The organism is Coprococcus sp. OM04-5BH, from assembly GCF_003482105.1.
Taxonomy (GTDB): Bacteria; Bacillota; Clostridia; order Lachnospirales; family Lachnospiraceae; genus Coprococcus.
In genome coordinates this window covers 23,365-50,123 of sequence record NZ_QULM01000006.1, presented here as the reverse complement: position 1 = coordinate 50,123, position 26,759 = coordinate 23,365, and the positions used below count along the sequence as shown (strand labels likewise).

23 protein-coding genes are annotated in these 26,759 nt (G+C 42.7%); 18 read left to right on the top strand and 5 right to left on the bottom strand.

Translation table 11 applies throughout. From position 1 onward, the window contains the following. Positions 1-44 precede the first annotated feature (44 nt). The 4 genes from DXB54_RS10425 (at position 45) to rpsI (ending at position 2,720) form a co-directional block, all read left to right on the top strand. Positions 45-848, top strand: a complete 804-nt coding sequence (locus tag DXB54_RS10425) for an energy-coupling factor transporter transmembrane component T family protein (RefSeq protein WP_021937660.1) — start codon at positions 45-47, stop codon at positions 846-848. Between the two features lie 41 nt (positions 849-889). Then, positions 890-1,627 (top strand): tRNA pseudouridine(38-40) synthase TruA, encoded by a 738-nt coding sequence (gene truA / locus DXB54_RS10420; RefSeq protein WP_021937659.1) that lies wholly within the window; start codon positions 890-892, stop codon positions 1,625-1,627. 242 nt (positions 1,628-1,869) lie between these two features. Continuing rightward, positions 1,870-2,304, top strand: a complete 435-nt coding sequence (rplM, locus tag DXB54_RS10415; RefSeq protein ID WP_021937658.1) for a 50S ribosomal protein L13 — start codon at positions 1,870-1,872, stop codon at positions 2,302-2,304. A gap of 17 nt (positions 2,305-2,321) precedes the next feature. Continuing rightward, entirely contained in the window at positions 2,322-2,720 is a 399-nt protein-coding gene (gene rpsI, locus DXB54_RS10410) for a 30S ribosomal protein S9 (protein ID WP_021937657.1), read from the top strand. A gap of 154 nt (positions 2,721-2,874) precedes the next feature. Here the strand turns inward: rpsI and mgtE are convergent, their stop codons facing one another. Beyond that, on the bottom strand, positions 2,875-4,272 hold the full coding sequence (gene mgtE / locus DXB54_RS10405; RefSeq protein WP_118695209.1) for a magnesium transporter: 1,398 nt from the start codon (positions 4,270-4,272) through the stop codon (positions 2,875-2,877). Between the two features lie 476 nt (positions 4,273-4,748). Between mgtE and DXB54_RS10400 the strand changes: the two genes are divergently transcribed. Continuing rightward, positions 4,749-6,638, top strand: a complete 1,890-nt coding sequence (locus tag DXB54_RS10400; protein WP_118695150.1) for an RNA polymerase sigma factor — start codon at positions 4,749-4,751, stop codon at positions 6,636-6,638. A 171-nt stretch (positions 6,639-6,809) separates the two neighbouring features. Here the strand turns inward: DXB54_RS10400 and pdxT are convergent, their stop codons facing one another. Together pdxT and pdxS are read right to left on the bottom strand one after the other, a co-directional pair. Next, the gene (pdxT, locus tag DXB54_RS10395) at positions 6,810-7,373 is read right to left on the bottom strand and encodes a pyridoxal 5'-phosphate synthase glutaminase subunit PdxT (RefSeq protein ID WP_118695149.1); all 564 of its coding nucleotides are present in this window, start codon (positions 7,371-7,373) and stop codon (positions 6,810-6,812) included. A gap of 1 nt (position 7,374) precedes the next feature. Beyond that, positions 7,375-8,250, bottom strand: a complete 876-nt coding sequence (gene pdxS / locus DXB54_RS10390; RefSeq protein WP_021937653.1) for a pyridoxal 5'-phosphate synthase lyase subunit PdxS — start codon at positions 8,248-8,250, stop codon at positions 7,375-7,377. 153 nt (positions 8,251-8,403) lie between these two features. Here pdxS and pdxR point away from each other — a divergent pair, with 153 nt between their 5' ends. From pdxR to DXB54_RS10330, 12 genes are all read left to right on the top strand, one after another. Then, on the top strand, positions 8,404-9,807 hold the full coding sequence (gene pdxR, locus DXB54_RS10385) for a MocR-like pyridoxine biosynthesis transcription factor PdxR (RefSeq protein ID WP_118695148.1): 1,404 nt from the start codon (positions 8,404-8,406) through the stop codon (positions 9,805-9,807). Positions 9,808-10,070: 263 nt separating this feature from the next. After that, positions 10,071-11,684, top strand: coding sequence for a phosphoenolpyruvate carboxykinase (ATP) (gene pckA, locus DXB54_RS10380; protein ID WP_118695147.1), 1,614 nt, complete (start codon positions 10,071-10,073; stop codon positions 11,682-11,684). A 462-nt stretch (positions 11,685-12,146) separates the two neighbouring features. Further along, positions 12,147-13,001: a putative manganese transporter gene (locus DXB54_RS10375; protein ID WP_118695146.1), complete on the top strand. Its 855-nt coding sequence runs from the start codon at positions 12,147-12,149 to the stop codon at positions 12,999-13,001. A 54-nt stretch (positions 13,002-13,055) separates the two neighbouring features. Then, on the top strand, positions 13,056-13,514 hold the full coding sequence (locus DXB54_RS10370) for a Fur family transcriptional regulator (RefSeq protein WP_021938668.1): 459 nt from the start codon (positions 13,056-13,058) through the stop codon (positions 13,512-13,514). A 51-nt stretch (positions 13,515-13,565) separates the two neighbouring features. Continuing rightward, positions 13,566-14,876 (top strand): phosphomethylpyrimidine synthase ThiC, encoded by a 1,311-nt coding sequence (gene thiC, locus DXB54_RS10365; protein ID WP_021938666.1) that lies wholly within the window; start codon positions 13,566-13,568, stop codon positions 14,874-14,876. 56 nt (positions 14,877-14,932) lie between these two features. Continuing rightward, positions 14,933-15,778 (top strand): PHP-associated domain-containing protein, encoded by an 846-nt coding sequence (locus DXB54_RS10360; protein ID WP_021938665.1) that lies wholly within the window; start codon positions 14,933-14,935, stop codon positions 15,776-15,778. Between the two features lie 241 nt (positions 15,779-16,019). Next, positions 16,020-16,946 (top strand): AAA family ATPase, encoded by a 927-nt coding sequence (locus DXB54_RS10355; RefSeq protein ID WP_021938664.1) that lies wholly within the window; start codon positions 16,020-16,022, stop codon positions 16,944-16,946. Positions 16,947-17,034: 88 nt separating this feature from the next. Then, positions 17,035-18,096 carry a DUF58 domain-containing protein gene (locus DXB54_RS10350; protein ID WP_021938663.1) on the top strand — a complete coding sequence of 354 codons (1,062 nt, stop codon included), beginning with the start codon at positions 17,035-17,037 and terminating at the stop codon, positions 18,094-18,096. 13 nt (positions 18,097-18,109) lie between these two features. Then, positions 18,110-20,635 carry a transglutaminase-like domain-containing protein gene (locus tag DXB54_RS10345; RefSeq protein ID WP_021938662.1) on the top strand — a complete coding sequence of 842 codons (2,526 nt, stop codon included), beginning with the start codon at positions 18,110-18,112 and terminating at the stop codon, positions 20,633-20,635. Positions 20,636-21,005: 370 nt separating this feature from the next. Further along, entirely contained in the window at positions 21,006-21,221 is a 216-nt protein-coding gene (locus DXB54_RS10340; protein ID WP_021938661.1) for a cation transporter, read from the top strand. A gap of 109 nt (positions 21,222-21,330) precedes the next feature. Beyond that, on the top strand, positions 21,331-23,214 hold the full coding sequence (locus tag DXB54_RS10335) for a heavy metal translocating P-type ATPase (protein WP_118695143.1): 1,884 nt from the start codon (positions 21,331-21,333) through the stop codon (positions 23,212-23,214). 144 nt (positions 23,215-23,358) lie between these two features. Then, positions 23,359-23,718, top strand: a complete 360-nt coding sequence (locus tag DXB54_RS10330; protein WP_021938659.1) for an ArsR/SmtB family transcription factor — start codon at positions 23,359-23,361, stop codon at positions 23,716-23,718. Positions 23,719-23,836: 118 nt separating this feature from the next. Here DXB54_RS10330 and DXB54_RS10325 read toward each other — a convergent pair whose 3' ends face one another. Together DXB54_RS10325 and DXB54_RS10320 are read right to left on the bottom strand one after the other, a co-directional pair. Next, positions 23,837-24,733, bottom strand: coding sequence for an AIM24 family protein (locus DXB54_RS10325; protein WP_118695142.1), 897 nt, complete (start codon positions 24,731-24,733; stop codon positions 23,837-23,839). 16 nt (positions 24,734-24,749) lie between these two features. After that, a complete protein-coding gene (locus tag DXB54_RS10320) occupies positions 24,750-25,502 on the bottom strand; it encodes an AIM24 family protein (protein ID WP_118695141.1) in 753 nt (250 codons plus the stop codon). 384 nt (positions 25,503-25,886) lie between these two features. On the opposite strand from DXB54_RS10320, the gene DXB54_RS10315 reads away from it, so the two are divergent. Next, positions 25,887-26,453: an NUDIX hydrolase gene (locus tag DXB54_RS10315; RefSeq protein ID WP_021938656.1), complete on the top strand. Its 567-nt coding sequence runs from the start codon at positions 25,887-25,889 to the stop codon at positions 26,451-26,453. The last annotated feature ends 306 nt before the right edge of the window (positions 26,454-26,759 follow it).

Here is a 26,759-nt window from a genome sequence, read left to right as displayed (position 1 = left end):
AGCCATGTAAGAACGGAAAAATATATGAAAGAGACACTGTTGATATGATCAAGGATATGACCATAGGCCAGTACTATGAGGGGAATTCACCTGTCCATAGGCTGGATCCCAGGACCAAATTGATAATTACAATTATATATGCCATATTGGTATTTTTTTGCACCACACTGCCCCTTGTTATATGGGCCACTGTAGGACTTGTGGTGTATGTACTGATGTCCCGGGTGCCTTTAAGACATATTTTCAGAGGGCTGAAATTTGTATGGTTCTTTGTTATTGTGACGGCTGTTGTCAGCCTCTTTAACGGAGACGGAGAGGTGCTGTGGTCCTGGTGGAAGCTGTCTGTGACTACCGGCGGTCTGTATCGCACAGGGATACTCACCATGCGTTTATTCTACCTTATAGTAGGTTCTTCCATCATGACATATACCACAATGCCGTTAAGGCTCACGGACGGTCTGGAGAGGATTTTCTCATTCCTAAAGGTGTTCAGGGTGCCTGTATCGGAAATGGCTATGATGATATCCATTGCTCTGAGATTTATCCCAATTTTAATGGAGGAGTTAGATAAGATCATCAAGGCACAGACCTCAAGAGGTGCGGATTTCGAGGCGGGAAATGTATTTAAACGTATAAAAGCATATGTGCCGGTGCTGGTTCCTTTATTTGCCTCGTCCATAAGAAGGGCGACAGAACTGGCAGAGGCCATGGACGCCAGATGCTATCAGGGCGGCGAGGGCAGAACTAAGCTGGTGCCTCTTGAATACACCTACAGGGATGTGGTGGCGTATGGGTGCCTTGCGGTATTTGCAGTGGGAGTTATCCTTGGAAGGACAGTTTTTATGTAGGAAATTGACAAGCGAATATCATTATGTGAAAAGGGATAAGAATGAAGCGGATTAAATTGATAGTTGCCTACGATGGGACAAATTATTGTGGGTGGCAGACACAGATAAACGGAATAACAGTGGAGGAAGTCTTAAATAAGACCCTTTCCGGGCTTTTGAAGGAGGATATAAGGGTGATTGGTGCAAGCCGTACAGACTCAGGGGTACATGCCCTTGGTAATGTGGCTGTGTTTGATACGGAATCAAAGATCCCAGGGGACAAATTCTCATTTGCCCTTAATCAGAGGCTGCCGGAGGATATAAGGATACAGGAATCCTGCCAGGTTGCGGATGATTTCCATCCGAGATTTTGCGACACTATAAAGACCTACGAATACAAGATACTTAACAGGAAGTTTGCATTGCCTACAGAAAGGCTGTACTCGGCATTTGTATATTATCCTCTTGATGTGGAGAAAATGCAGATGGCGGCAGCTTATCTGGTGGGAGAGCATGATTTCAAGAGCTTCTGCTCATCGGGCTCCCAGGTTGAGAGCACTGTAAGGACAATAACAGACATCTCCGTTGAGAAGCATGGGGAAATGATCTCCATAAGAGTCAGCGGAAATGGCTTCTTATATAATATGGTAAGGATAATAGTGGGAACACTGATGAAGATCGGCCTTGGTGTATGGGAACCGGAGCGTATGGAAGAAATACTTAATGCCTGCGACAGAAATGCTGCAGGGCCTAAGGCGGAGGCAAGGGGACTGACCCTTGTGGAGATCAGATATCTGTAGATGATGTGGATAGATTTGCAGATGTTTTGGAAAATTGTGGAAAGATTATAAAAATCCGCTGATAAAAACCTGGAAAATTTGTGTAAAACCCACATAAAAAATTCGTTGACACACCTGGACGAGTATAATATAATGTATGAATGTGTGAAGATTATAAGTATGTTGCGAACCAATGCCCCGGTAAGCGACATATCATTATATATATCATATAAAACAATATGAATAAATTAGGAGGTACCACGATGAAGAGCTTTATGGCAAGCCCATCAACAATAGAGAGAAAGTGGTATGTAGTTGACGCTACAGGACATACTTTAGGACGTTTATCTTCAGAGATAGCAAGCATTTTAAGAGGAAAGAACAAACCAACATTTACACCTCACATTGATACAGGTGACTATGTAATAGTTGTAAACGCTGACAAGATCAAGGTTACAGGTAAGAAGATGGATCAGAAGATCTACTACAACCACTCAGATTATGTTGGTGGAATGAAAGAGACAACTTTAAAAGAGAAGATGGCTAAGAAGCCAGAGGATGTTATTCGTTTAGCAGTTAAGGGAATGCTTCCAAAGGGACCACTTGGAAGAAGCATGATCACAAAGCTTCACATATATGCAGGTCCAGAGCACAATCATCAGGCTCAGAAGCCAGAAGTTTTAGAGATTAAGTACTAAGAAGGAGGATAACGTAAATGGCTAAGACAACTAAGTTCTACGGAACAGGAAGAAGAAAAAGCAGCATTGCCAGAGTATATATCACTCCTGGTACTGGTAAGATCACAATCAACAAGAAGGATATGGACGAGTATTTCGGTCTTGATACATTAAAGGTTATCGTTAGACAGCCACTTGTTGCTACAGGCACAGACGGCAAGTTCGATGTATTAGTTAATGTAAAGGGTGGCGGATTCACAGGTCAGGCTGGTGCAATCAGACACGGTATTTCAAGAGCATTACTTCAGGCTGATTCAGATGAGTACAGACCAACTTTAAAGAAGGCTGGTTACCTCACAAGAGATCCAAGAATGAAGGAAAGAAAGAAGTACGGCTTAAAGGCAGCTCGTCGTGCTCCACAGTTCTCAAAGAGATAATTATTTATACAATTTGGAACGTCGCAGAACGATTCGAAGTATATTATACCCCAGGACTTATGTCCTGGGGTTTTTGATGTTATGGCAAGGAGTTATGTGCAAAACTCTTGATAAAACAGTAAAGAAGAGTAAAAATAATTAGTCCTTTTATATTTCATCCACCCATATTAAGCACATTAATAAGCAATATCCATACAAGACCATAGTAGGAGATGACTGCCACAAGGTCATTTACGGTGGTGATAAGGGGACCTGAAGCCACTGCCGGGTCGATCTTGATCTTGTTAAAGAAGATAGGGATAAGAGTTCCCACAAGGCTTGATATCACCATGGCAACCATCAGGGACAGCCCGACGCAGCCTGATATGAGGAAGGCGTAGTGGACAGGATTTTGCTTGAAGATGCAGATGTATCCACCGATAAACATAAATGCCATGATACCTAAGAACAGGCCGTTAAAGAAGCCGATACGTATTTCCTTGGTTACAAGACGAAGCTTATCGGCACCAGAAACCTGATCATCTGCCAGCACTCTTATGGTGACCGCCAGAGACTGGGTGCCTACATTTCCCGCCATATCAAGAATAAGGGACTGGAAACATATAACTATAGGAAGGATTGCCACCACAGTTTCAAATATTCCTACGATAGAGGATACGCCTATTCCCAGAAACAGAAGTATTATGAGCCATGGAAGTCTCTTCTTTACACTGACAAATGTAGATTCTTCCAGATCTTCCTGCTCGGAGAGACCACCAAGCTTTGCGTAATCCTCGCTCAGTTCTTCATCAGAAGCCTCCATGAGATCCTCGGCAGTTATGACACCGATAAGCCTCTTTGAACCGTCAATAACCGGAATAGAGTCCTCCGCATAATCCTTGAGTCGCTCAATGCACTCGTCAATCTTTGCATGGTCAGATACATAAGGATATGACAGCATTATTATATCTGAAAGAGGGGTATCAGCCCTGGCAATGATCAGATCCTTCAGATCAATGGCACCGAAGAATTTGTCGTGCTTATTTGTCACATAAACTGTGGAAATGTTGTCATTTTCACCTGCCTGGGAGATGAGCTCCTGCATAGCCTGTCTTACATTTAAGGTGTTCTTGATGACGATGTAGTTGGTGGTCATGAGACTGCCGATCTCGTCATTGCTGTAGGACATGATCAGCTTTACATCATGGCTTGAATTGTCGTCCATCAGGTCCACAAGACGTTTCCTCGTGGATAAATCCAGATCGTCCATGGCGTCAACAGCGTCGTCAGAGTCCATCAGTGAAAGAACCTGGGCAGCACCATCAATTCCCAGCTCCCGGAGATACTCGTCAGGATCCTCAATGTAGCTGAAGATCTCGGATATACGCTCCGCACCAAGCACCGGATACAGTGCCTTGCGCTCATTTTCATTTAATTGTTCAAATGCTTCCGCAATATCATTGTCATGGTAATCGGAAAGTCTGTCGTTAAGTGTCTTGGAATCTGCTCCTGAACGGAGAATAGTGAGAATTTCATTTAAGAAATTATTTTCATTCAAAATCTTTTTAAGCATTTTTGTCATTGTGTTGCCCTCCTTTTTGGATGTCGACTATCAATGAAAGCCGATATAATGTGTTTTATTGCTCACCCCCGGCAGCAATAAAAGACAACACAAAAACAAATGCAAATCAGCGTATACATACGACGAGTTGCACTGTCATGTTTAGTTTATCTGCATTGCCGCAGAGAACAAGTCTGTTGTAACTGTAACTGCCATTACTATCGCAACTGTCCATGTATATCACCTCCGTAAATTTCTGTATATTTCTTTTAAAGCAATTTTAGAGTAATCCCGTAAAGGAAAAAGGTCAACCTGTTAAATTATAAAATTTTCGGAAAATATGTAATTAAACATAAACCCCAATAAAACTGCTTCCCCTTTCGTCTATATATATGTAAAATGTAATTCGGAGATTATTTACGAATAAGACGTGAGAGAACTGCATTTAAGACATTTTGCAAATATATCACATAAGAACGGAGAGAAACATGGATAAGATAACAGAATTAGTGAGAAGAGTGCTGGAGGGAGACACCCAGGCATTTGAGATTATTTACCAGAACACATACAGACAGATATATTATACCTGCATGAGCTTTCTGAAGAATGAACAGAATGTTTATGATGTTATGCAGGATACATATATAACAGCACTTACGAGGCTGGGACAGCTGCAGAACCCTGACAGGCTCGTAGCATGGCTTAACCAGATAGCAGTAAACCGGTGCAGGGATTTCTTAAGAAAGAGACAGCCTGAGCAGCTTCCTGATGAGCTGACCGGTACAGAGCTTGTGGAGAACAATGATAATTTTCTTCCAGAGAGCTATGTGATAAATGAAGAAAAGAGAAAGCAGCTTTTAAATATCATGCAGGAAGAGCTCTCAGCAGTACAGTATCAGACTATAATATTGTATTACTTTGACGGCATGAGCATATCAGAGATCGCAGAATGCATGCAATGTCCGGAAGGAACAGTGACCTATAGATTAAGTACTGCCAGAGGCAGGATAAAGAAGGGGGTTCAGGCATATGAGAATCTGTCAGGCCAGAAGCTGTACTCGTCAGGCGGCATCACATTGCTTACTGCTGTGTTCTATGCGGAGACCCAGAATCTGGTGGTACCGAACGTTTTAACAAAGATATTTGCGGCAGTCATGGGAACCGGAGCAACGGCGGGAGCAGTTACAGCGACCGGCTCAGTAGCATCAGCAGTGGCAGGCACATCAGCCACTGCAACGTCAGCGGGCGTGACCTCAGCAGCCGGAACCGGGGCATCAGCTGCAGCCGGAACCGGTGCAAAGGTATTATTTGCCACAACCAAGGCCAAGGTCACTGCAGGGATAGTTACAGCAGCTGTGGTGGCTGGTGGAGCAGCAGGAGTGGTAGCTCTGACCCATAAGAATGATACAGACACATCGAAAGACGGAGGATATAAGGAAGTGAACATTCAGGTGGTAGATGACGAGTACCTGAATGTGACTATCACGAAGATATATGACAAGGGTTACATTCCGGACGAATGCCGTAATCTGAACAATCAGACATTGGATGAAAGCTACTGGAGTGCAAATGACTGCATAGTCGAATATCAGGTAGAGAACAAGACAGACGAGAATGTGTATCTCGATATCAGGTTTATGACAGGCAATAATGAAGCCTTTGACTATGACAGAGAGGTGGCTGTGACATGGCTGATCAATCCGGAGCAGAAAGCAGTGAACTATATGAACAACCATGGAATTCCTACAGAAATAAATGTGGGAAGGGATCCTATAGAGTGGGCAAAAACAGAAGCCATAGTTTATATAGAAGGAGATAATGGGGCAGATCTGGATGTGGTGGATTATGTGCTGGAGGATTTTGACTTCTATGGAAATGGTACAGATAAGACCTACAAGCGTACCGTGACTGATGACAGAGAGCAGGTCCTGGTTGACAATGACGATGTCAGGATAACCTTTATTGGCGCAGAAAGAAATACCAGACCAATATTCTATGCCGAGAATAAATCGGGCAGGGATCTGCGTGTGAAAATGCTAAGTGATTATGTGGGTGAGGATACCCTGGACATGCCTGCGGGAACTACAGGATATTTTACTATGAATTATATGAGAGACCGCGAATATGATGAGAATGCAGAAGCCACCAAAGCAGCCATGGCAGATGGAACACCGATTCCGATTAATATCATAATACAGGATTATTCGGAACTTGGCGGAAGCTATATTAATTTCAAATCATACTACCGGGAGCCGGATTATGACACCATGCCGGGAGATAATGGGCACAGGTACTTGATGGATGTACATGAAAAGATGCAGGACACTGAGAGAACATATACTGGAGAATTCACGTATTTTCTTATAGACGAGAAGTGAAAAAGGATATAGGGGTAATATATTCCCTGCTACATACAATAAAACATGTAATGAAAATATGATAAGAAAATATAAATAAGATCATATAATAAGAAGAGGCTGTCACTTCATCGAATATTGATTCGTGTGAGGTGACGGCCTCTTTCTCGTGATGGTTCAATAAGCCTATATTTATTTGTTTATCTTGCTAAGGAAATATTCATGGATCCTTGTATCATCTGTAAGCTCCGGATGGAATGCAAGACCGATCTGATTCTTGTACTCAACGGCCACAATGTGGTCGTCAATAGTGGCCAGAACATCAACTCCGTCGCTTATATCCGCAACATATGGAGCTCTGATGAACACAACAGGGTATGTTCCGATATTCTTAATGTCAGCGTCTGCGTTGAAGCTTGATAACTGTCTGCCGTATGCATTTCTCTTAACTGTGACAGGAAGAGTTGCAATGTGGCTTAAAGGATCATCTGCCAGCTTCTCGGCAAGCAGGATAAGACCTGCACATGTTGCGAGAACAGGAGTGCCGTTCTTTATCATTTCCCTGATGGTGTCTAACATGTCAAGCTTTCTTAAGAGCTGACCCTGAACGGTACTTTCACCGCCCGGAAGGACGATGCCGTCTATATCAACGAGATCAGATTTCTGTCTCAGTTCAACACAGGTGGCACCAAGCTTCTCAAGCATTTTCTCATGCTCGATAAATGCACCCTGTACAGCAAGTACACCGATTCTCATTTTACTTACCTCTTTCTTCCATGATTATCTTGATCTCATTTGCATTGATACCAACCATGGCCTCGCCAAGATCCTCTGAAAGCTCAGCGATAAGCTTAGCGTCTGTGAAGTTTGTAACAGCCTGAACGATAGCTGAAGCACGTTTTGCAGGATCGCCTGACTTGAAGATACCTGAACCAACGAATACACCCTCAGCACCTAACTGCATCATGAGAGCAGCGTCGGCAGGAGTTGCAACACCACCTGCAGCGAAGTTTACAACAGGAAGCTTGCCATTTTCATGTACATATAAAACAAGATCATAAGGAACCTGAAGCTGCTTAGCCTCCTCGAAGAGCTCATCCTTGCTCATTGAAGTGATCTTTCTGATCTCCTGGTTCATCTTTCTCATGTGACGTACAGCCTGAACAACATCACCTGTACCAGGCTCGCCCTTTGTTCTGATCATTGAAGCACCTTCATTAATTCTTCTTAATGCCTCTCCAAGATCCCTTGCACCACATACAAATGGTACCTTGAACTGTGTCTTGTCAATGTGGTATACATCATCAGCAGGTGAAAGAACCTCTGACTCGTCGATGTAGTCGATCTCTATAGCCTGAAGGATCTGAGCCTCAACGAAGTGACCGATACGGCACTTAGCCATAACAGGAATACTTACAGCCTCCTGGATACCCTTGATCATCTTAGGATCACTCATACGTGATACACCGCCGGCAGCTCTGATATCGGCAGGGATTCTCTCAAGTGCCATAACAGCACAAGCACCTGCAGCCTCAGCGATCTTAGCCTGCTCAGGAGTAGTAACATCCATGATAACTCCGCCCTTTAACATCTGGGCAAGACCCTTATTTAATTCATACTGTGATTTTTCCATTTTATAAAACCTCCTAAATCAATCTCAAAGTTAATAAAATAACCGGAAATCCAATAAATAGTTGTATTTCCCTGCCCATCATAATATAATAAGCTTGGTTATAAAAAAATACTCAAAATAATAAAAAAATACATGCCAGATAAAGGAGCCCAAATGCTGACATACGTCTTTAACGAAGTCGGAGTACCGCTTTATGAGCAGGTATACAAATCCATAAAAAACGACATAATAAAAGGAAGTCTGAAACCGGGAGAGAAGCTTCCCTCCAAAAGGACATTTGCAAATAACAATGGAATTAGTACCATTACGATACAGAATGCATATGACCAGTTGATAAGTGAGGGCTATATATATACCATCCCAAAGAAGGGCTATTACGTGTCGGCTATTGCGGGAATTGCAAATGTTCCCACGGAATCCCGCATAAGGCTTGACATCAGGCTGCCAAAACAGCCGGTAAGATACGACATGGATCTGTCAAATAATAAGATAGCTCCGGACAGCTTTCCATTCTCTATCTGGGCGAAGCTTACCAGAGAGGTTCTGGCAGGAAAGAGTGCAGAGCTTATGGAGACCCCGTTGGCCGCAGGCATAATCGAGCTTAGACAGGCGATAGCAGATCACCTGAAATCCTTCCGTGGTATGCTGGTTGATCCGAACCAGATAGTGGTTGGAGCGGGAACAGAGTATCTCTACGGACTTATTGTGCAGCTTCTGGGAAATGACAGAGAGTACTGCATTGAAAATCCCGGCTACAGGAAGCTTTCCCAGATATACAGCCAGTATCATATAAACTGCCGCTATGCCGACATGGATGACAGCGGCATTACCATAGAAGGCCTGAGAAGGTCCGGAGCAGACATAGCCCACATCAGCCCGAACCATCATTTCCCTACAGGTATAACCATGCCGGCCAACAGACGTTATGAGGTTCTCGCCTGGGCAAATGAGAAAAGGGGACGCTATATAATAGAGGATGATTATGACAGTGAGTTCCGTCCTAACGGTAAGCCGCTGCCTACTCTGTTCAGTATAGACGCATGCGAAAAGGTAATATATATGAATACATTTTCCAAGTCCCTGACACCTACCATCCGAATAAGCTACATGGTCCTTCCTGCCCACCTGGCAAATGAATTCTATGCAAGGCTTTCATTTTACTCCTGTACCGTCTCAAACTTTGAACAGTACACTCTGGCGGCATTTATAAATGAAGGATATTTTGAAAAGCACATTAACAGGATGAGGCTTTACTACCAGCGACAGCGTAAGAAACTCATAGACTGCATAGAAAAAAGCAGCCTTAAGGATAAGTGCACCATAATTGAAAATGATTCCGGTCTGCACTTCCTTATCAGGTTTTACACCGATCTGCCAGACGAAGAAGTGGAGAACCGCCTTAAAAAGTCGGGTATACAGATCAGGGCGCTGTCGGAATACTATTTCACCGATCACGCCGGTAAGGAGCACTACTTCATAATGAACTACTCCCATATCGATATAAGCCGCATGCCGGAAGCCTGCGAGGCGATCTATAACTCCCTGAGTACAAATTGATATTTGCTTAATTTGTAAGAAATGGGAATAGAAAAATGAACAGGGCCGGATAATATATTATTGTTTGGGCTATTTAACAGATGTAAAGCTCTGAAAATATAAATTATTGATAAAATAAACCAAATAAAGCGAAAATTTTTATAAAAGTAGTTGCCTTAAACCAGAAAATAGATTACACTTTTAAAGGATTACGGATATCCTATTTCTATAATTTAGATAGAGATATTTTTATACAAATAAAAAGAAAAGAGGTACATCGCAAAATGGCAAACATTGATTTAACAAAGTATGGCATTTCAGGAACAACAGAGATCGTTTACAATCCTTCTTATGAATTATTATTTGAAGAAGAGACAAAGTCAACAAACGAAGGATATGAAGTAGGACAGAACACAGAACTCGATACTGTAAATGTTATGACAGGTGTGTTCACAGGACGTTCACCTAAGGATAAGTACATCGTTATGGATGAGAACTCAAAGGACACTGTATGGTGGACATCAGACGCATACAAGAACGATAACCACCCAATGGCAGAGAGCACTTGGGCAGTTGTTAAGGATATCGCTAAGAAGGAGCTTTCAAACAAGAAGCTTTATGTAGTTGATGCATTCTGTGGTGCTAACGCTGATACACGTATGGCAGTTCGTTTCATCGTTGAGGTTGCTTGGCAGGCTCACTTTGTAACAAACATGTTCATCAGACCAACAGAGGAAGAGCTCAAGACATTTGAGCCAGACTTCGTAGTATACAACGCTTCAAAGGCTAAGGTTGAGAACTACGCAGAGTTAGGTCTTAACTCAGAGACATGTGTAGCATTCAACATCACAAGCAGAGAGCAGGTTATCATCAACACATGGTACGGCGGAGAGATGAAGAAGGGTATGTTCTCAATGATGAACTACTACCTCCCACTTAAGGGTATCGCTTCAATGCACTGCTCAGCTAACTGTGATATGGAAGGTAAGCACTCAGCTATCTTCTTCGGTCTTTCAGGAACAGGTAAGACAACACTTTCAACAGATCCTAAGAGACTTCTTATCGGTGATGATGAGCACGGTTGGGATGACAACGGAATATTCAACTTCGAGGGTGGATGCTACGCTAAGGTTATCGGTCTTGATAAGGAATCAGAGCCGGATATCTACAACGCTATCAGAAGAGATGCTCTTCTTGAGAACGTTACAGTTGATAAAGACGGAAAGATTGATTTTGATGATAAGAGCGTAACAGAGAATACTCGTGTATCATACCCAATCGATCACATTGAGAAGATCGCTTCAAAGGTAAATGGCGTTTCAGCAGGACCTGCTGCAGAGAACGTAATCTTCCTTTCAGCAGATGCATTCGGAGTACTTCCTCCAGTATCAATCCTTACACCAGAGCAGACTCAGTACTACTTCCTTTCAGGATTTACAGCTAAGCTTGCAGGTACAGAGAGAGGAATCACAGAGCCAACACCTACATTCTCAGCATGCTTCGGTCAGGCATTCCTTGAGCTTCACCCAACAAAGTACGGCGAGGAGCTCGTTAAGAAGATGAAGGCTAACAACGCTAAGGCATATCTTGTTAATACAGGATGGAACGGAACAGGTAAGAGAATCACAATCAAGGATACAAGAGGTATCATCGATGCTATCCTTAATGGTGACATCAAGACAGCTCCTACAAAGACAATTCCTATGTTCAACTTCGAAGTTCCAACAGAGCTTCCAGGAGTAGACTCAGGAATCCTTGATCCTCGTGACACATACGCTGATCCAACAGAGTGGGAGACAAAGGCTAAGGATCTTGCAGAGAGATTCCAGAAGAACTTCACAAAGTACACAACAAATGAAGCTGGCAAGGCTCTTGTTGCTGCTGGTCCACAGTTATAAGATTTTGAAAAATTCTAAAGATTTTTGATAAAATCTCATATATAAAGAAGCATTCCGGGAATGAAATATTCTTCGGGATGCTTTTTTATTGTAACGATTTTCGACAGAAAATCGTTATGTAGCGTCGGCCCATTTTTTCGAAGAAAAAATTTCAAATGGCCGATGTTCCCCCCTTATTGTAGGGATTTATATATATATCCCATAAACCCCTTGACAAGTATAAACAATAGGATATAATGGTACAAAAACGCGAATGATTTGCATATTGTAACGATACCGCAGGTATCGTTATGTAGCGTCGGCCCCATTTTTTCGAAGAAAAAATTTTAAATGGCCGATGTTCCCGTATTGTAACGATGCCGCAGGTATCGTTATGTAGCGTCGGCCCCATTTTTTCGAAGAAAAAATTTCAAATGGCCGATGTTCCCGTATTGTAACGATTTTCGCAAAAAAGGTGGTATTATGAGAGAGATTTTATTAGACACAACATTAGACAGCATAAAACTGCTTCCGTTTCTGCTACTGACGTATCTGGCCATGGAAGCATTAGAGCACAGTACCGGCGGAAAGACCGTTGGACTTATAAAAAAAGCAGATAAGACAGGTCCTGTGATAGGAGGACTTCTGGGGGTAATACCGCAGTGTGGCTTCTCGGCAGCAGCCTCAAGCCTTTATGCCGGAAGAGTGATATCCCTTGGAACCATATTTGCGGTATTTTTCTCAACATCGGATGAAATGCTGCCAATACTCATATCCGAGGATGTGCCGGTAAAAACCATAATAAAGATACTAGGAACAAAGGTTGTTATTGCTATAGTATCGGGATTTATTGTAGAATTAATATATTGGATGTTCATAAAAAAGAAGCATGACGATATGGATATTCATGTGGTCTGCGAGGAAGAACATTGCGATTGTCGTGATGGAGTGTTCAAGGCGGCATTTAAGCATACAGTAAAGATATTCGTATATATTTTTGTAATTTCTCTTATACTAAACGGAATTATAGCCTGGATAGGCGAGGACACCCTTGCACAGATATTTTCAGACATACCTGTGGTTTCGGAACTGGTGGCAGGCCTTGTGGGACTGATACCTAACTGTGCCTCCTCAGTTGTTATCACAGAGCTGTATCTCCAGAAGGTTATCGGAGCCGGAGCCATGATGACAGGACTTCTGGTAAACGCAGGTGTAGGCATGTTGGTGCTTTGGAGGCTGAACAGACATCCTAAGGAGAATATAGCCATAATGGCAGGCATGTATATAATGGCTGTGATCTGGGGAGTACTGATCGAGTATCTGGGAGTGATATTTTAAGCGTGATAACAGAAGCAGGTTAAATGGGCTTTATGAGAACAGGAGATGAAGAAGATGGCATATAACACGGCGAGCCGTAAGAGAATATTGGAATTCCTTAAGGCGAGCAGGGACAAGACAGTCAGCGCCGGGGATATTGAGAGATACCTGAAGGAGGGACACCACGAGGTGAACCTGAGTACTATTTACAGATATCTGGATCGGCTGTCCCAGGATGGCACACTGATCAAATACACCGATCAGGGAGCAAATCAGGCAGTATATCAGTATGTAGACGACAGCCATAAATGTATGGAGCACCTTCACCTGCAATGTGTGGAGTGTGGACGGATAATGCATCTGGAATGCGGATTTATGAAGGAGTTTACAGGGCATATACAGGAACATCATGGATTTACCATACAGTGCTGCAATTCCATAATCTACGGAGTATGCGATAAATGTAAGAAAAAATGCGGATGTGTGGATGAACATCACAAGGAAAAATGTGAATGTGGGTGCAACGATCACTAAGAGATTAGCTGCACCGGGTAAAATAAAGAAATATACGATCGGAGGAGCAATATGAGAGAATATACAACACAGATGGATGCTGCAAGAAAGGGAATAGTAACCCCAGAGATAGAGGCAGTAGCCAAGAAGGAAAGCATGACTACAGAGGCTCTTATGAAGCTGGTAGCAGAAGGAAAGGTTGCTATATGTGCCAATAAAAACCACAAGTGCCTTAACCCTGAGGGCGTGGGCAGCATGCTCAGAACAAAGATCAATGTAAATCTTGGAGTATCAAGAGACTGTAAGGATTACAACATAGAGATGGAAAAGGTAATGAGCGCAGTCAACATGGGAGCTGAGGCCATAATGGATCTTTCAAGCCATGGCAATACCCAGCCTTTCAGAAGAAAGCTCACCAGTGAGTGCCCTGCCATGATAGGAACAGTTCCTGTTTATGACAGCGTAATACACTATCAGAGAGATCTTGCAACCCTGACTGCCAAGGATTTCATAGACGTTGTCCGTATGCATGCAGAGGATGGTGTGGATTTTGTTACGCTCCACTGTGGAATAACAAGAAAGACCATAGACCAGATCAAGAAGCATAAGAGAAAGATGAACATAGTAAGCCGTGGAGGAAGTCTTGTATTTGCATGGATGAGTATGACAGGAGAGGAGAATCCATTCTACGAGTATTTTGATGAGATATTAGATATATGTGAGGAATACGATGTTACAATATCCCTTGGAGACGCATGCAGGCCGGGCTGTCTTGCAGATGCCACAGACGTATGTCAGATAGAAGAGCTTGTAAGACTTGGAGAGCTTACAAAGCGTGCGTGGGCGCATAATGTCCAGGTTATGGTAGAGGGACCGGGGCATGTACCGCTTGATCAGATCGCTGCAAATATGAAGGTACAGCAGACCATCTGTATGGGAGCACCATTCTATGTGCTGGGACCTCTTGTTACAGATATCGCACCTGGCTACGATCACATTACCAGTGCCATCGGCGGAGCAGTTGCAGCCATGAACGGAGCGGCATTCCTCTGCTACGTAACCCCTGCAGAGCACCTTGCACTTCCGAATGTTGATGATGTGAAGCAGGGAATAATAGCGTCAAAGATAGCAGCACATGCAGCAGATATAGCTAAGGGAATACCACATGCAAGGGATATAGATGATAAGATGGCAGATGCCAGAAGAGTACTTGACTGGGACGCACAGTATGCATGTGCCATAGATCCGGAGACTGCCAGGGCAATAAGGGACAGCAGGGCACCGGAGGACGATCACGGTGATACCTGCAGTATGTGCGGTAAGTTCTGTGCAGTAAGAAGTATGAACAAGGCTCTTGCCGGGGAGTATATAGATATACTTTAGAAGATTGGGAGCAGAGCACAAATCGACTATGCTTTGAGGTTGTCAAGGAGGACAAAATGGAATACGTGAAATTTGATATGCACTGCCATACATCAGAGGGTTCCGTAGACAGCGCAGTAAAGGTTAAAGAATTTGCAGCAGAATTAAAAAAGAAGGGATTCGGTGGCATGCTCATAACGGACCATGACAGCTATGGCGGATACAGGGCATATCGTGACGATCCGGATAAGATAAAAGATTTCGTGGTGCTTAGAGGTATAGAATATGACACCTTTGAATATGGACATTTTCTTGTGGTGCTTCCGGAGGATGCACCGGAATCAATGTTCAAGCTGTTGGAGCACAGAGGACTTTCGCTGTTTAACCTCATAAGACTCGTACATGGCTGCGGTGGTGTACTGGGACCGGCTCATCCTTGCGGAGAGAAGTTCCTGAGTTTTCTGTCCACCAGAAAGAGCTTTGTCACATTGTATAAATGGTATATAAAATTTCTGGATTTCCTGGAAGGTTATAATGCCTGTGAGGATGAACAGGACAATTATATTGCAAGACTGATTGCACATGAGCATGACCTGCCGGTTGTGGGAGGCAGTGACGCCCACAACATGGATTGCATAGGCATGGGATATACCCTGCTTCCGTCCTGTATCAAAACAGAGAAGGATTTCATTGCATTTATAAAGAACGGAAACAAACCTAAGGTGGGCGGACACAGATACTGCATGACCACCAAGGATAAGCTGGGAACAGCCAATTTGTCTCTGGTGTACGGCTTCTTTATGTATAACAAATGGGGTGCCTTTTGTAATATTACATCAAGAAGAAAATATAAAAAGCAGATCAGGCTCGATCTTATGAAGAAATTAAGAAAAGATGAGAATACATTTGAAAAAACTGAATGAAAATTCTTGTAAAAACAGAAAGAAATCTGAAAAATAGAAAATATTGATTTGATAAAAGAGGAAAACAATGTAATTTTGTCGAAAAACGACGAATTATGTATTTAAGTTACCTCTTGGATTACATCATTTTTAGTATACAATATGGGTAAAGGTATGGTATGCTTTTCAAAAGTGATGTTATCTGTAAAGCTACAAATGTTGATTGCAAGAAATATAACCTGATGCTATGAGGAGGAATCACATGACGTCTGCAGCAGATACCATAATCGCTGAAGTAGGAAAAGTAATAAAAGGAAAAGATGAGATAATAAAAAAAGTGTTGGCAACCATCATTGCCGGGGGACATATTCTTCTTGAGGATATTCCGGGAGTGGGAAAGACCACCATGGCAACGGCATTTGCAAAGGCCATGTCCATGGATTATAACCGTGTACAGTTTACACCTGACGTACTGCCAAGTGACATAATGGGATTCTCAATGTACAATGCCAAAACCGGCGATTTTGAGTATCGTGAAGGATCAGCCTTTTGTAACCTGTTTCTGGCAGATGAGATAAACAGAACATCACCAAAGACCCAGGCGGCATTGCTTGAGATGATGGAAGAGAAGCACGTTACGGTGGATGCAGTGACCAGAGATCTTCCGAAACCATTTACAGTAATAGCAACAGAAAACCCGATAGGCTCTGCAGGAACCCAGATGCTTCCTGAATCCCAGCTGGACAGATTCATGATTCGGCTTACTATGGGCTATCCTTCCCACGAGGCAGCGATAGCAATCCTTAAAGGACAGGAGTTCAATCCCATAAGCAGCGTTGGTCAGGTTATATCCAGAGAGGAACTGCTTGAGCTTCAGGATAAGGCAAACTGCCTTCCGGTACACGACTCCATAATAGAATATATTGTGGATATCGTCGAAGCCACAAGAAGCAGCGAGTATTTCAGCCTGGGTGCAAGTCCAAGAGGAGCCAATGCAATACTCAGACTGTCCAGGGCTGTGGCTGTTATTGAGGGCAGAAGATATGTTACGCCGGGAGATATTGCATTTATCCTTGACGACGTTTTGGGACATAGGGTTAAGCTTTCAACCAAAGCAAGGGCAAATGGCTTTGGAGTGCCTGAAGCACTCACAGAGATAAAGAAGAACATAAAAGTACCAAGAACATAGAAATGTTCTAAAGAACTTTAGAGGGACAGCTGTTTTAGTGGTCCGGTTCACCGGTGCTTATATAGTTTAGTGTGCCGGAGGAAGAACGATGATAAAAATCAGAAACATAATTAAATATATTATTATTTTCATTATGAACCTGCTTATGCTGCTCTTCCTTCACTCATATTTCAATATGGTGATACTGATATTGCTGTTGGTGCTTCCGGCAGTATCTATAATATCGGCGGCAGTAGCAATAAGAAATATAGACATTGCCATAGAAGGGACAAATGAGAAATTAAACATTAATGAACCCTTTCTTCTTCGGGTAAGGGTTACCAATAAAAGCTTTATTCCGGTTTTAAACGTATTTATGAATGTGGATGTTGAGAATGATTTTTTTATGTCCGCAGGAACCCATGTTCTTAATATTCCTGCTTTTATAAAAGGCGTAAATGAAGTTGAATACCGGTTATCAAGTGAATATATAGGCATAATAAAAGTCTCCATACCGGATATGGTCATAATGGACTGGTTTGGATTTGTAAGACTTAAAAAAAAGGTTGGTGTCAGCAAGGAATATACAATACTTCCGGATACGGCACTTCAGGTTATGCCCGACAATACGGCTATAAGTGCAGGAATGACAGAAGCGGAGGAAAGCCGTAAAAAGGGGAACGATTTTGCTGAGGTGTCTGACATAAGAGAGTATATTCCGGGGGATAAGCTCCAGAATATACACTGGAAGCTGTCAGCCAAAGAAAACAATATCATGGTAAAAGAAAGAGTGAATCTTTCTTCCGACGAACTGATGGTACTTGTGGAGCTTACAAATGATGTTGACATGATATTAAACGATATTTTGTGTGCAATGTATGGAATGGCTGATTACATGATCAGGCAGAATGTTCCGTTTAGTATATACTGGTGGAGTGTTGGTGACCAGGATATGAAGAGAACTGTTATAGATGGTATGGCAGATCTTGAAGAGACCATGGAGAATATATTTTACGAGCGTTATTATGCTGATGCAAAGCTTGGAACCACTATTATGAAGAGACTTATGAACGAAGGCTCAAGGTTTATGGTCATTGGAAGACGGGACGCAGGAAATGGTGTAACAGTATTTACTTATAAAGATACGGTTGAGGGCTGTATATGTGAGTAGAAACGGAAGAAAAATGGCAATATTTAAGAAAAAGAAAGACGAACAACAAAAAATCAATGTATGCCAGGGTATAACTCTTTCGGAAGCTGTACAGATGACCAGGATGGCAGGATATCAGGAGGTGTTGGTCAGAGGGATACTCGAAGTTCTGATAGTGTTTGGAAGTGTAGGCGGCATTCTGTCATGTGTGGGACTTAATTATCATATGCTGGTGCTTTTTTTGGCAGATGCTGTAATTGCGGCATATTTCAGCAATTTGTTCAGGACAGGAAAAATCTGGCTTAGGGATATAGGCTACGTTTCCTATTTCATAGTATTTATTCTTGCCATATTCCTGTTGAAGTCCTATGCAAATAGTGGATTTTATGCCATGGTAAACGAATTCCTGAATAAGATCACAGATTACTTTATGGTTGATGATGTTAAGGTGTTCTCTGAATCCATGGGTAACAGGGCAGTGACGGTGCCCATTGCGGCCATATTCGTAAGCAGCATAGAGATAATAGTATTGAATATATTCCTGTCAACTTATATGAGTATTGCGGCGGCGGTATTAATGGGTGTGCCGGTGTTTATACTTCCTCTTTTCTTCAGACTTGAGCCGGATGTTTTGTATGTGATACTTTTATGTGCAGGAATATTCGGCGTGATCGTTTTAAAAGGCAGCAGGCATTATAAGCTGGTCTTTGATGACAGACAGTTTGACACCATTGAAAAGAAGGGCAGACTTAAAACAATAGGATACACACAATCAGGAAAGATAGCCGCCCAGATAACCGGTGTACTCCTTGGGATAATATTGCTGGTGCTTGGCGTTGTGAACGTAGCTTATCCCCCTGATAATTTCACATACAGATTTAAGAACAGCACGGTAAAGGAAAAAATAGAGGAGCCTCTCGGAAACCTCATAATGTATGGCTTTGAGGCATTAAGAAACAGACCTAATACCGGTGGTATTGCCGAAGGACAGCTTGGCGGAGTTTCCTCAGTCATAACGGATGGCGAGACAGATCTTGAACTGATATTTACCCCATACAGTACAGATACTATTTATCTTAAAGCATTTGTAGGAGACAGATACAGTGTGGATCACTGGGAAAAGGATGAGGGCGGTATGTATCCACTGCCTCGCGTGACAGATAACAATACAAAGGATGAAAATAAAGTCGCCGAACCTGATGAGGCAGCCGGCGAAGCCAAATCCATAGAGTCCGGTAGAACAATAGATAAAAATGGAACTCCGGTGCTTGACAAAACAGATGACGCAGCTCATGGTAAGATGGATGTCGTGAATATATCTGCAAATCCTAACTATTACTACATGCCATATTACACTCTTTGGGACAGTGATATGGAAAGCGGATACAAGAACAAGACCGGTATTCAGAGAGGACAGACACAGACATATATTTACTATCCGGATTACAGCTATGAGGCTGACAACAATGGACAGATAAAGGAATCATATCTTGAGGTTCCTGAGGAGAACAGGGAAGTTATTGCAGAATTCTGCAGAGAAGCAGGATTTGGAGGAAGCGACGAAGAGATAGTACAACAGGTTACTGCATATTTTGAAGAGAACTTTCCGTATACAATACATCCGGGGGCAACCCCTTCCGGAGAGGATTACGTGAACTATTTCCTTACAAAGACAAAGAAGGGATTGTGTGCACATTTTGCATCGGCTGCAACCCTTATATTCCGCTATTATGGTATTCCTGCGAGATATTGTGAAGGATATGCGGTAGATTATAACGGAGTTCTTGACGGGAAGCTTTTTAATGAGTATCATGGAGACAAGGTCAATGGTAACCGGAAAGAATATGATGATTATTTTACCGGAGAGAACCTGCTTGGCAGAACAGATGTAATGGTGGTAGATGTTACAGATGAGTCTGCACATGCCTGGGTAGAGGTCTTTATTGACGGAAAATGGCAGGTGGCGGAGACAACTCCTCCTGCCGGTGAAGAGGAAGAACAGGATGATTTCTGGACAAGATTCGGTCAATATTTCTTTGGAGACGGAGAGGACGATACCCAGAATTATGGAGCTGTAGACACCTCAGCAATATTTTCCATGGAGAATGTCAGATGGGTAGTTATGATTCTTGTGGGAATTGTAGCTGTTGCGGTACTCATATTTGTAATAAAGCTCATGTCAAGGAAGATAAAGCGGATGCTAAGTTATCACACAGATTTTGTGGGTGATGATGTTATTGCATATTACAGCTATATGTGTGATTACATGCGGCTTGCCCGTGTTGGATTTGATGATGCTGATACTCATCTGAAGCAGTCAAAACTAATGCTCACCAGAAGAGGTGAGAGAGTGGAAGACATAAGCCCTGATCGTATGTCCAATGCACTGGCCATATCCGAAACTGTGGAAGAGCTTAGCTATGACAATGGCATTGATATGATGTCAGAGAGCCTGCTCGATGAGTCTGCCAGGATATTGGATATATTGAAAGGCGTTATGGTATTTATAAAGAAAAATACAGATAAGAAAAAGCGGATATATGCTTTCTTTAAACTTTAGACTATAAATACAGGCAATTATAATTTTTTTTTCATTTTGTACTCCTTTTTGGATCAGAAAGGATTCCTACTCCCTTTACATCTGATCCGGGTGCAGCATATGCAGAAATGTATATGCTGCATTTTTATTATGCAACGAGTCAAGTGTGACATGCTTTCATGATCGCATTTGTTGCACAGACCCGGCAGGCTGAGTCTGTGCAATTTATAGCCCGGGTTAAATAAATTTTCAGATTTATACGAAATATATGTTGACATACAATTAAATATATGTTTAAATGTTCATAGATTGAGGCGAACAAAATATTTAAGCCATATTATCTATATAGATATAATACAATAAAAGTATAAATTAAAAGGAGCGAAACAATATGAAAAAGTACAAGATCGAAGTTGATTGCGCAAACTGTGCAGCAAAGATGGAAGAGGCCACAAAGAAGGTAAGCGGTGTAAAGGACGCAACAGTAGCATTCATGGCACAGAAGATGAGCGTTGAATTTGAAGATGGCGTTGATGAAGCCAAGGTTATGAAGGATGTACTTAAGGCTTGCAGAAAGGTGGAGCCTGACTGCGAGATTTACCTGTAATACAGGACTTAACAGAAATACCCCTACCCTGCAGGCTCACCATCATGTGAGCCTGTATTACTATCAGGACAAGGCTGTTTTTTCTGTTAAATGGAAAGGAGTAAATATTATGACCAGAAAACAAAAAAAGGTTTTAATAAGAGTAATAATATCTGCAATCCTTGTTGTGGGCTTAAGAATCACATTCCAATTTGCAGATGTGAATAAATATATAGAGCTGGTATGCTACCTTGTTCCGTATTTCATCATTGGATATGATATATTAAAGAAAGCGGTGCTTGGTATATTCCATGGAGAAGTGTTCGATGAGAACTTCCTTATGGCGATAGCAACAGTTGGTGCCATTGCTCTTGGAGAGTATGTGGAAGGTACAGCGGTTATGCTGTTCTACCAGATCGGTGAGCTGTTCCAGAGCTACGCCGTTGGCAAGAGCCGTAGAAATATATCAGAGCTTATGGATATCAGACCTGACTATGCAAATATCTATGAGGGCGACGAACTGGTCCAGGTTGATCCTGATGATGTTGAGATTGGAACAGTGATTGTTGTTAAGCCCGGTGAGAAGGTGCCTATCGACGGTGAGGTCATAGAAGGAACCTCAACACTTAACACCAGTGCACTTACAGGTGAGAGCCTTCCTAGAGAGGCGAAGGCGGGAGACGAGGTTATCAGCGGCTGCGTCAACATGTCAGGCGTACTTAAGATAAAGACCACAAAGCCATTTGGAGATTCAACAGTGTCCAAGATCCTTGAGCTGGTGGAGAACTCCAGCATGAAGAAGTCCCATTCAGAGAACTTCATCACTAGATTTGCAAAGTATTACACACCGGCAGTATGTATTGGTGCCCTTGCACTGGCGGTACTTCCACCGGTTATAAATATCATCATAGGAAATCCTGCGGCATGGAGCAAATGGGTTATAAGAGCCCTCACAACTCTTGTAATAAGCTGTCCGTGTGCCCTTGTAATATCAATTCCGTTAAGCTTCTTCGGAGGTATCGGCGGGGCTTCGGCAAAGGGTATCCTTGTGAAGGGTTCCAACTACCTTGAGATCCTTTCCCAGACCAAGTATCTTGTATGCGACAAGACAGGTACTCTTACAAAGGGCGTGTTCCAGGTAACAGAGATCAAGCCTGCCGAGAAGTATACTGAGGCAGAGCTTTTAAAGCTTGCAGCGTGTGCCGAGAACTATTCTAACCACCCTATAAGCAAGAACCTTAAGGAAGCCTATGGCGGGGATATTGACCCTGCAGATGTTCCTGAGTCAGGCATTGAAGAGGTTGCCGGTCACGGCATTATCGCCCGTGTATCGGGAAAAGAGGTTGCCTGCGGTAATATCAAGCTTATGAAGAAGCTTGGAGTAAGCTATTTCACCCCTGATAAGACAGGAACTGAGGTTCATGTTGCGGTTGATGGTGTATATGCAGGTTACATCCTCATATCAGATATTGTTAAGCCTACAGCAGCCAAGATGGTTTCCGAGCTTAAGGCAAATGGTGTTGAGCATGTGGTAATGCTTACAGGTGACGCTAAGAAGGTTGCAGATTCCGTTGCTGATGAACTTGGCATAGATATTGTAAAGAGTGAGCTTCTTCCGGCAGATAAGGTTGCCGAGGTTGAAAAGCTTATTTCCGAGAAGGGTGAGAAGGAAAAGCTTGCCTTCGTAGGTGATGGAATAAATGACGCTCCGGTTCTTTCAAGAGCAGATATAGGAATTGCCATGGGTGGTCTCGGATCAGACGCAGCCATAGAGGCAGCAGATGTTGTCCTTATGGATGATGACCCGGCTAAGATCGCAACGGCCATGAAGATATCAAGAAAGACCTTAAGGATCGTTCATCAGAATATAGTATTTGCCCTGGTTGTCAAGTTCGCGTGTCTCGGATTTGGAGCTATAGGTTTCTTAAACATGTGGTGGGCAATATTTTCAGATGTAGGAGTTATGATCCTTGCAGTACTTAACGCCACAAGGGCACTGAAGTTTAAAGAGTGATAAAAACGACAGATGATGAGAGATTAAAGTTAGGAACAGAACTTGAAACGACAATAGAAGTCTGAGTGACAGAATAAGAATTGAAACACCGGATAGAAGGTTTGGTGCCATATTAAGATCTGAAACAATAAAAGAGAGGTGCGTATGACATATACACATATATTGGCCCATGGTAACGACAGTGAAGCAGTGAAGAAGGCTATGCCGTCTGTTGATGACTGTGCCGCCGTGGCAGAGGTATTTAAGCTTATAAGCGATGGCAGCAGGTTGAGGATATTATGGCTGCTGTGCCACAGAGAAGTGAGCGTAGGGGACATAGCAGAGATGATGGACATGAGCAATCCCGCTGTGTCACATCATCTGAAGCTTCTTAAGCAGAGTGGTCTTGTGGACAGTCGCAGGGAAGGAAAAGAAGTATTCTACAGACTGGCTGATACCGAACAGGCAGAACTTATCCACAGAGCCTGCGAAACCATGTTCCACATAACCTGCCCGACAGAATAAAACTATATAATATTGCATATCGACAGCAGGTATTAAATGATTAAGGAGCTGCATAAAAAGCCCGGAGAAATGAAATTATCTTTTCTCCGGGTTTAAAATTCATTTTATTCCGTGGTGATCATGAGAAAAGATCAAGTATCTTTCCTACGGTTTCCGCCTTGCCCATGACATTGCTCTTTCCTGCTGCGGTTCCGGTCTGACCTCCTGAGGCAGTTTCGTTTGCATTGGCTTCTGAGCTTACGCCGGCTGATCCGCCGCTCATAAGAACCGGTGCCATCCATACACGGCCTGTTCCGCGGTATACATTTACAAAGCCCTCTTTGGAGATGGCTGATCCAATGAGGCTCTTGGTGGATTTCTCCACAGAGAAATTAAGACTTCCTGACCAGCATATCGCCATATTTCCATCGATCTTGAGGACATCATCCTGAAGATCTATCTGGATCAGTTCCTCAAGAGGAACAATACTTTCAAGGGCACATACTCCGTTGCCACGGAGACCCAGGTTGAAGAGACCTTCGCCGCCAAGGACTGCAGATGAAATATTTGTCCTTGATACAACCTTCTGTTCAAGCTGGCTGTCGCAGGCAAGAAACAGACCGTCATCAAGAACGATCTGACCGCCCCAGTCAGCAACATTTGTCAGGAGCAAATGTCTGTAGGTTGGTTCAAGCATAACCTGACCATAACCTGAATACACAGGCTTTACGGCACTTTCCTTTGTGACTGCTGATGAAACCATCTTTCCTATGAAATTGCCCATGCCCTTAACATCTGATGTCGTCTGAACCTTGCCGCTTATCCACTGCATGGCACCTGCCTGTATGGTGTAGCTGTTTCCGTTAAGATTAAGAAGAAGCTGGCGGCGGTTTACGTTCATTTTCGCCATGAAGTATTCGGTTTTTGATGTGAGGGGATTTACTGACATATCCTTTGCATATTCAATTACCTGCATACCGCCAAGCTGGGATTTTACTACTGCATTTTCAGTGCTTAATAAGTTCTGCTGTACCATTATCTATCCCTCCCGTTTATGCTGTAGGTGCCATGAGAATGGTACCTGTTCCGCGATATACATTTACGAAGCCTTCCTTGGAAATAGCAGATCCAATGAGACTCTTGGTGGATTTTTCAACAGTGAAGTTAAGGCTTGCTGACCAGGCGATCGCCATATTTCCATCAATCTTAACCTCATCATCCTGAAGGTTAAACTGGATAAGCTCCTGCTGTGGAACCGGGCTTTCAAGGGCTGCAATACCATTGCCTATAAGGCTTAAGTTAAAGAGACCTTCGCCGCCGAGAACAGCAGATGAAAGATTTTTTCTTGATACGGTTTTGTACTGGAGTGTACTGTCACATGCCAGGAACAAGCCATCGTCAAGGACAATCTGTCCCCATTTTGAAACATCAAGAAGAATGATATGCTTGTATGTAGGCTCTAACATAAGGTAACCCTGACCTGTATATTCAGGCTTCGCAATGGTTTCCTTTGTTACCATGGCACTGGCTGCCTTGCCAAGGAAATTACCTGCAGTGACATTGGTCTTCATATTTACATTGCCAAGCATCCACTGCATGGCACCTGCCTGAATAAAACATCCGGTATTGTTGAGCTGGACTAATACCTGTCGTCTCTTTACATTCATTTCCGACGAGAAATAAGCCGTCTCTGCGTTGTATGGTGAAACAGAAAGATCCTTCTGGTGTTCACATACAAAGAACTGTCCCATCTGGGATACACACTGAATATTCTTGTTGTTAAATAAATTGTTGATCTGAAACATTTTTCCCTCCTGCATCTTTAGAACGTCAGCCTGTTGATGAAATCAAAGGCTGACACAAACTTTATATAGTTTGACTGCAATTACACTACTATTTTATCATGAATCAGGACATAGTAAAAGCAGTATATTGATACATAATATTAAACTAAACATAAAGATTTGAGAGATAATTAAAATATACCAAAAACAAAAGGCTAAGGGGAAGGCCGCGGCGGCATAGCGTCCGTAAACAACAAAATATGTCATATACAAAAATGTTATGCAAAATAAATGGTAGAAAAAAATCCTGATTTAAGATATCCTAGATGTAGGTCGTTGGAGTGTTTATTGACTATATACCAAAAAGTTTTTTGCCAATAATCAAAAACAGAAAGGAACATAAACGTGGAGTTTAAAGGCGTAAAAAAGATCGACGAGGGCAAATTCATTGCCAGATACGATCTGGAATATGAAACAGTTGACGGACAACAGAAAATATATGAAATAATAAGCAGGAACAAGAATATCACAGATTTTGAAGGCGTTCATGGCAGGAAGGCCGACGCCGTGGTCATAATTGCCACCGATGAAAAGAATGAGAAGATCCTCATAGACAGGGAGTTCCGCCTTGCGGTTGGGGAGTGGGTCTATAATTTCCCGGCTGGGCTTATCGATCCCGGCGAGACTCCGGAGCAGAGTGCAGTAAGAGAGCTGAGGGAGGAGACCGGCCTTGAGCTTTACGAGATAAATGACTTCATAAATACCAGTTACAGTGCGGTGGGATTTTCAAATGAGACAAATGTGTGCGTGGTGGGAAAAGCCCGCGGAACCTTCAAGCCAAGCACATCCACACTGGAAGAGATCGAAGCCGGCTGGTATACAAGGGGGCAGGTCAGGGAACTCTTAAAGACAGAGAAATTCGCAGCAAGAACCCAGGCATTTTGTTATAACTGGTGCCGCACAAAAAATTAGCAATACTCGGAAGATTAACAATATATTCTCAAATGCCAGAAAATACGCAGAAACCAGCCTTTCAATATCATTGAAACAGGCAGACCCGGAGGATGAAAATAATACATCTTAAACATAAATTTATACCGGAAAACAGCGGGCATTATAATATGTATCCCAGAGACCATAGCGAATGCGTGTCTCCAGATACATGATTATAATGCCCGCGTCCATTATACATCCCTTATGCATTAATGAAAAACAAGCATTGAGTGAAACCTGCAAGTCTGCTATAATCAAGATAAGTGTGCAGAGACGTAATAAAAC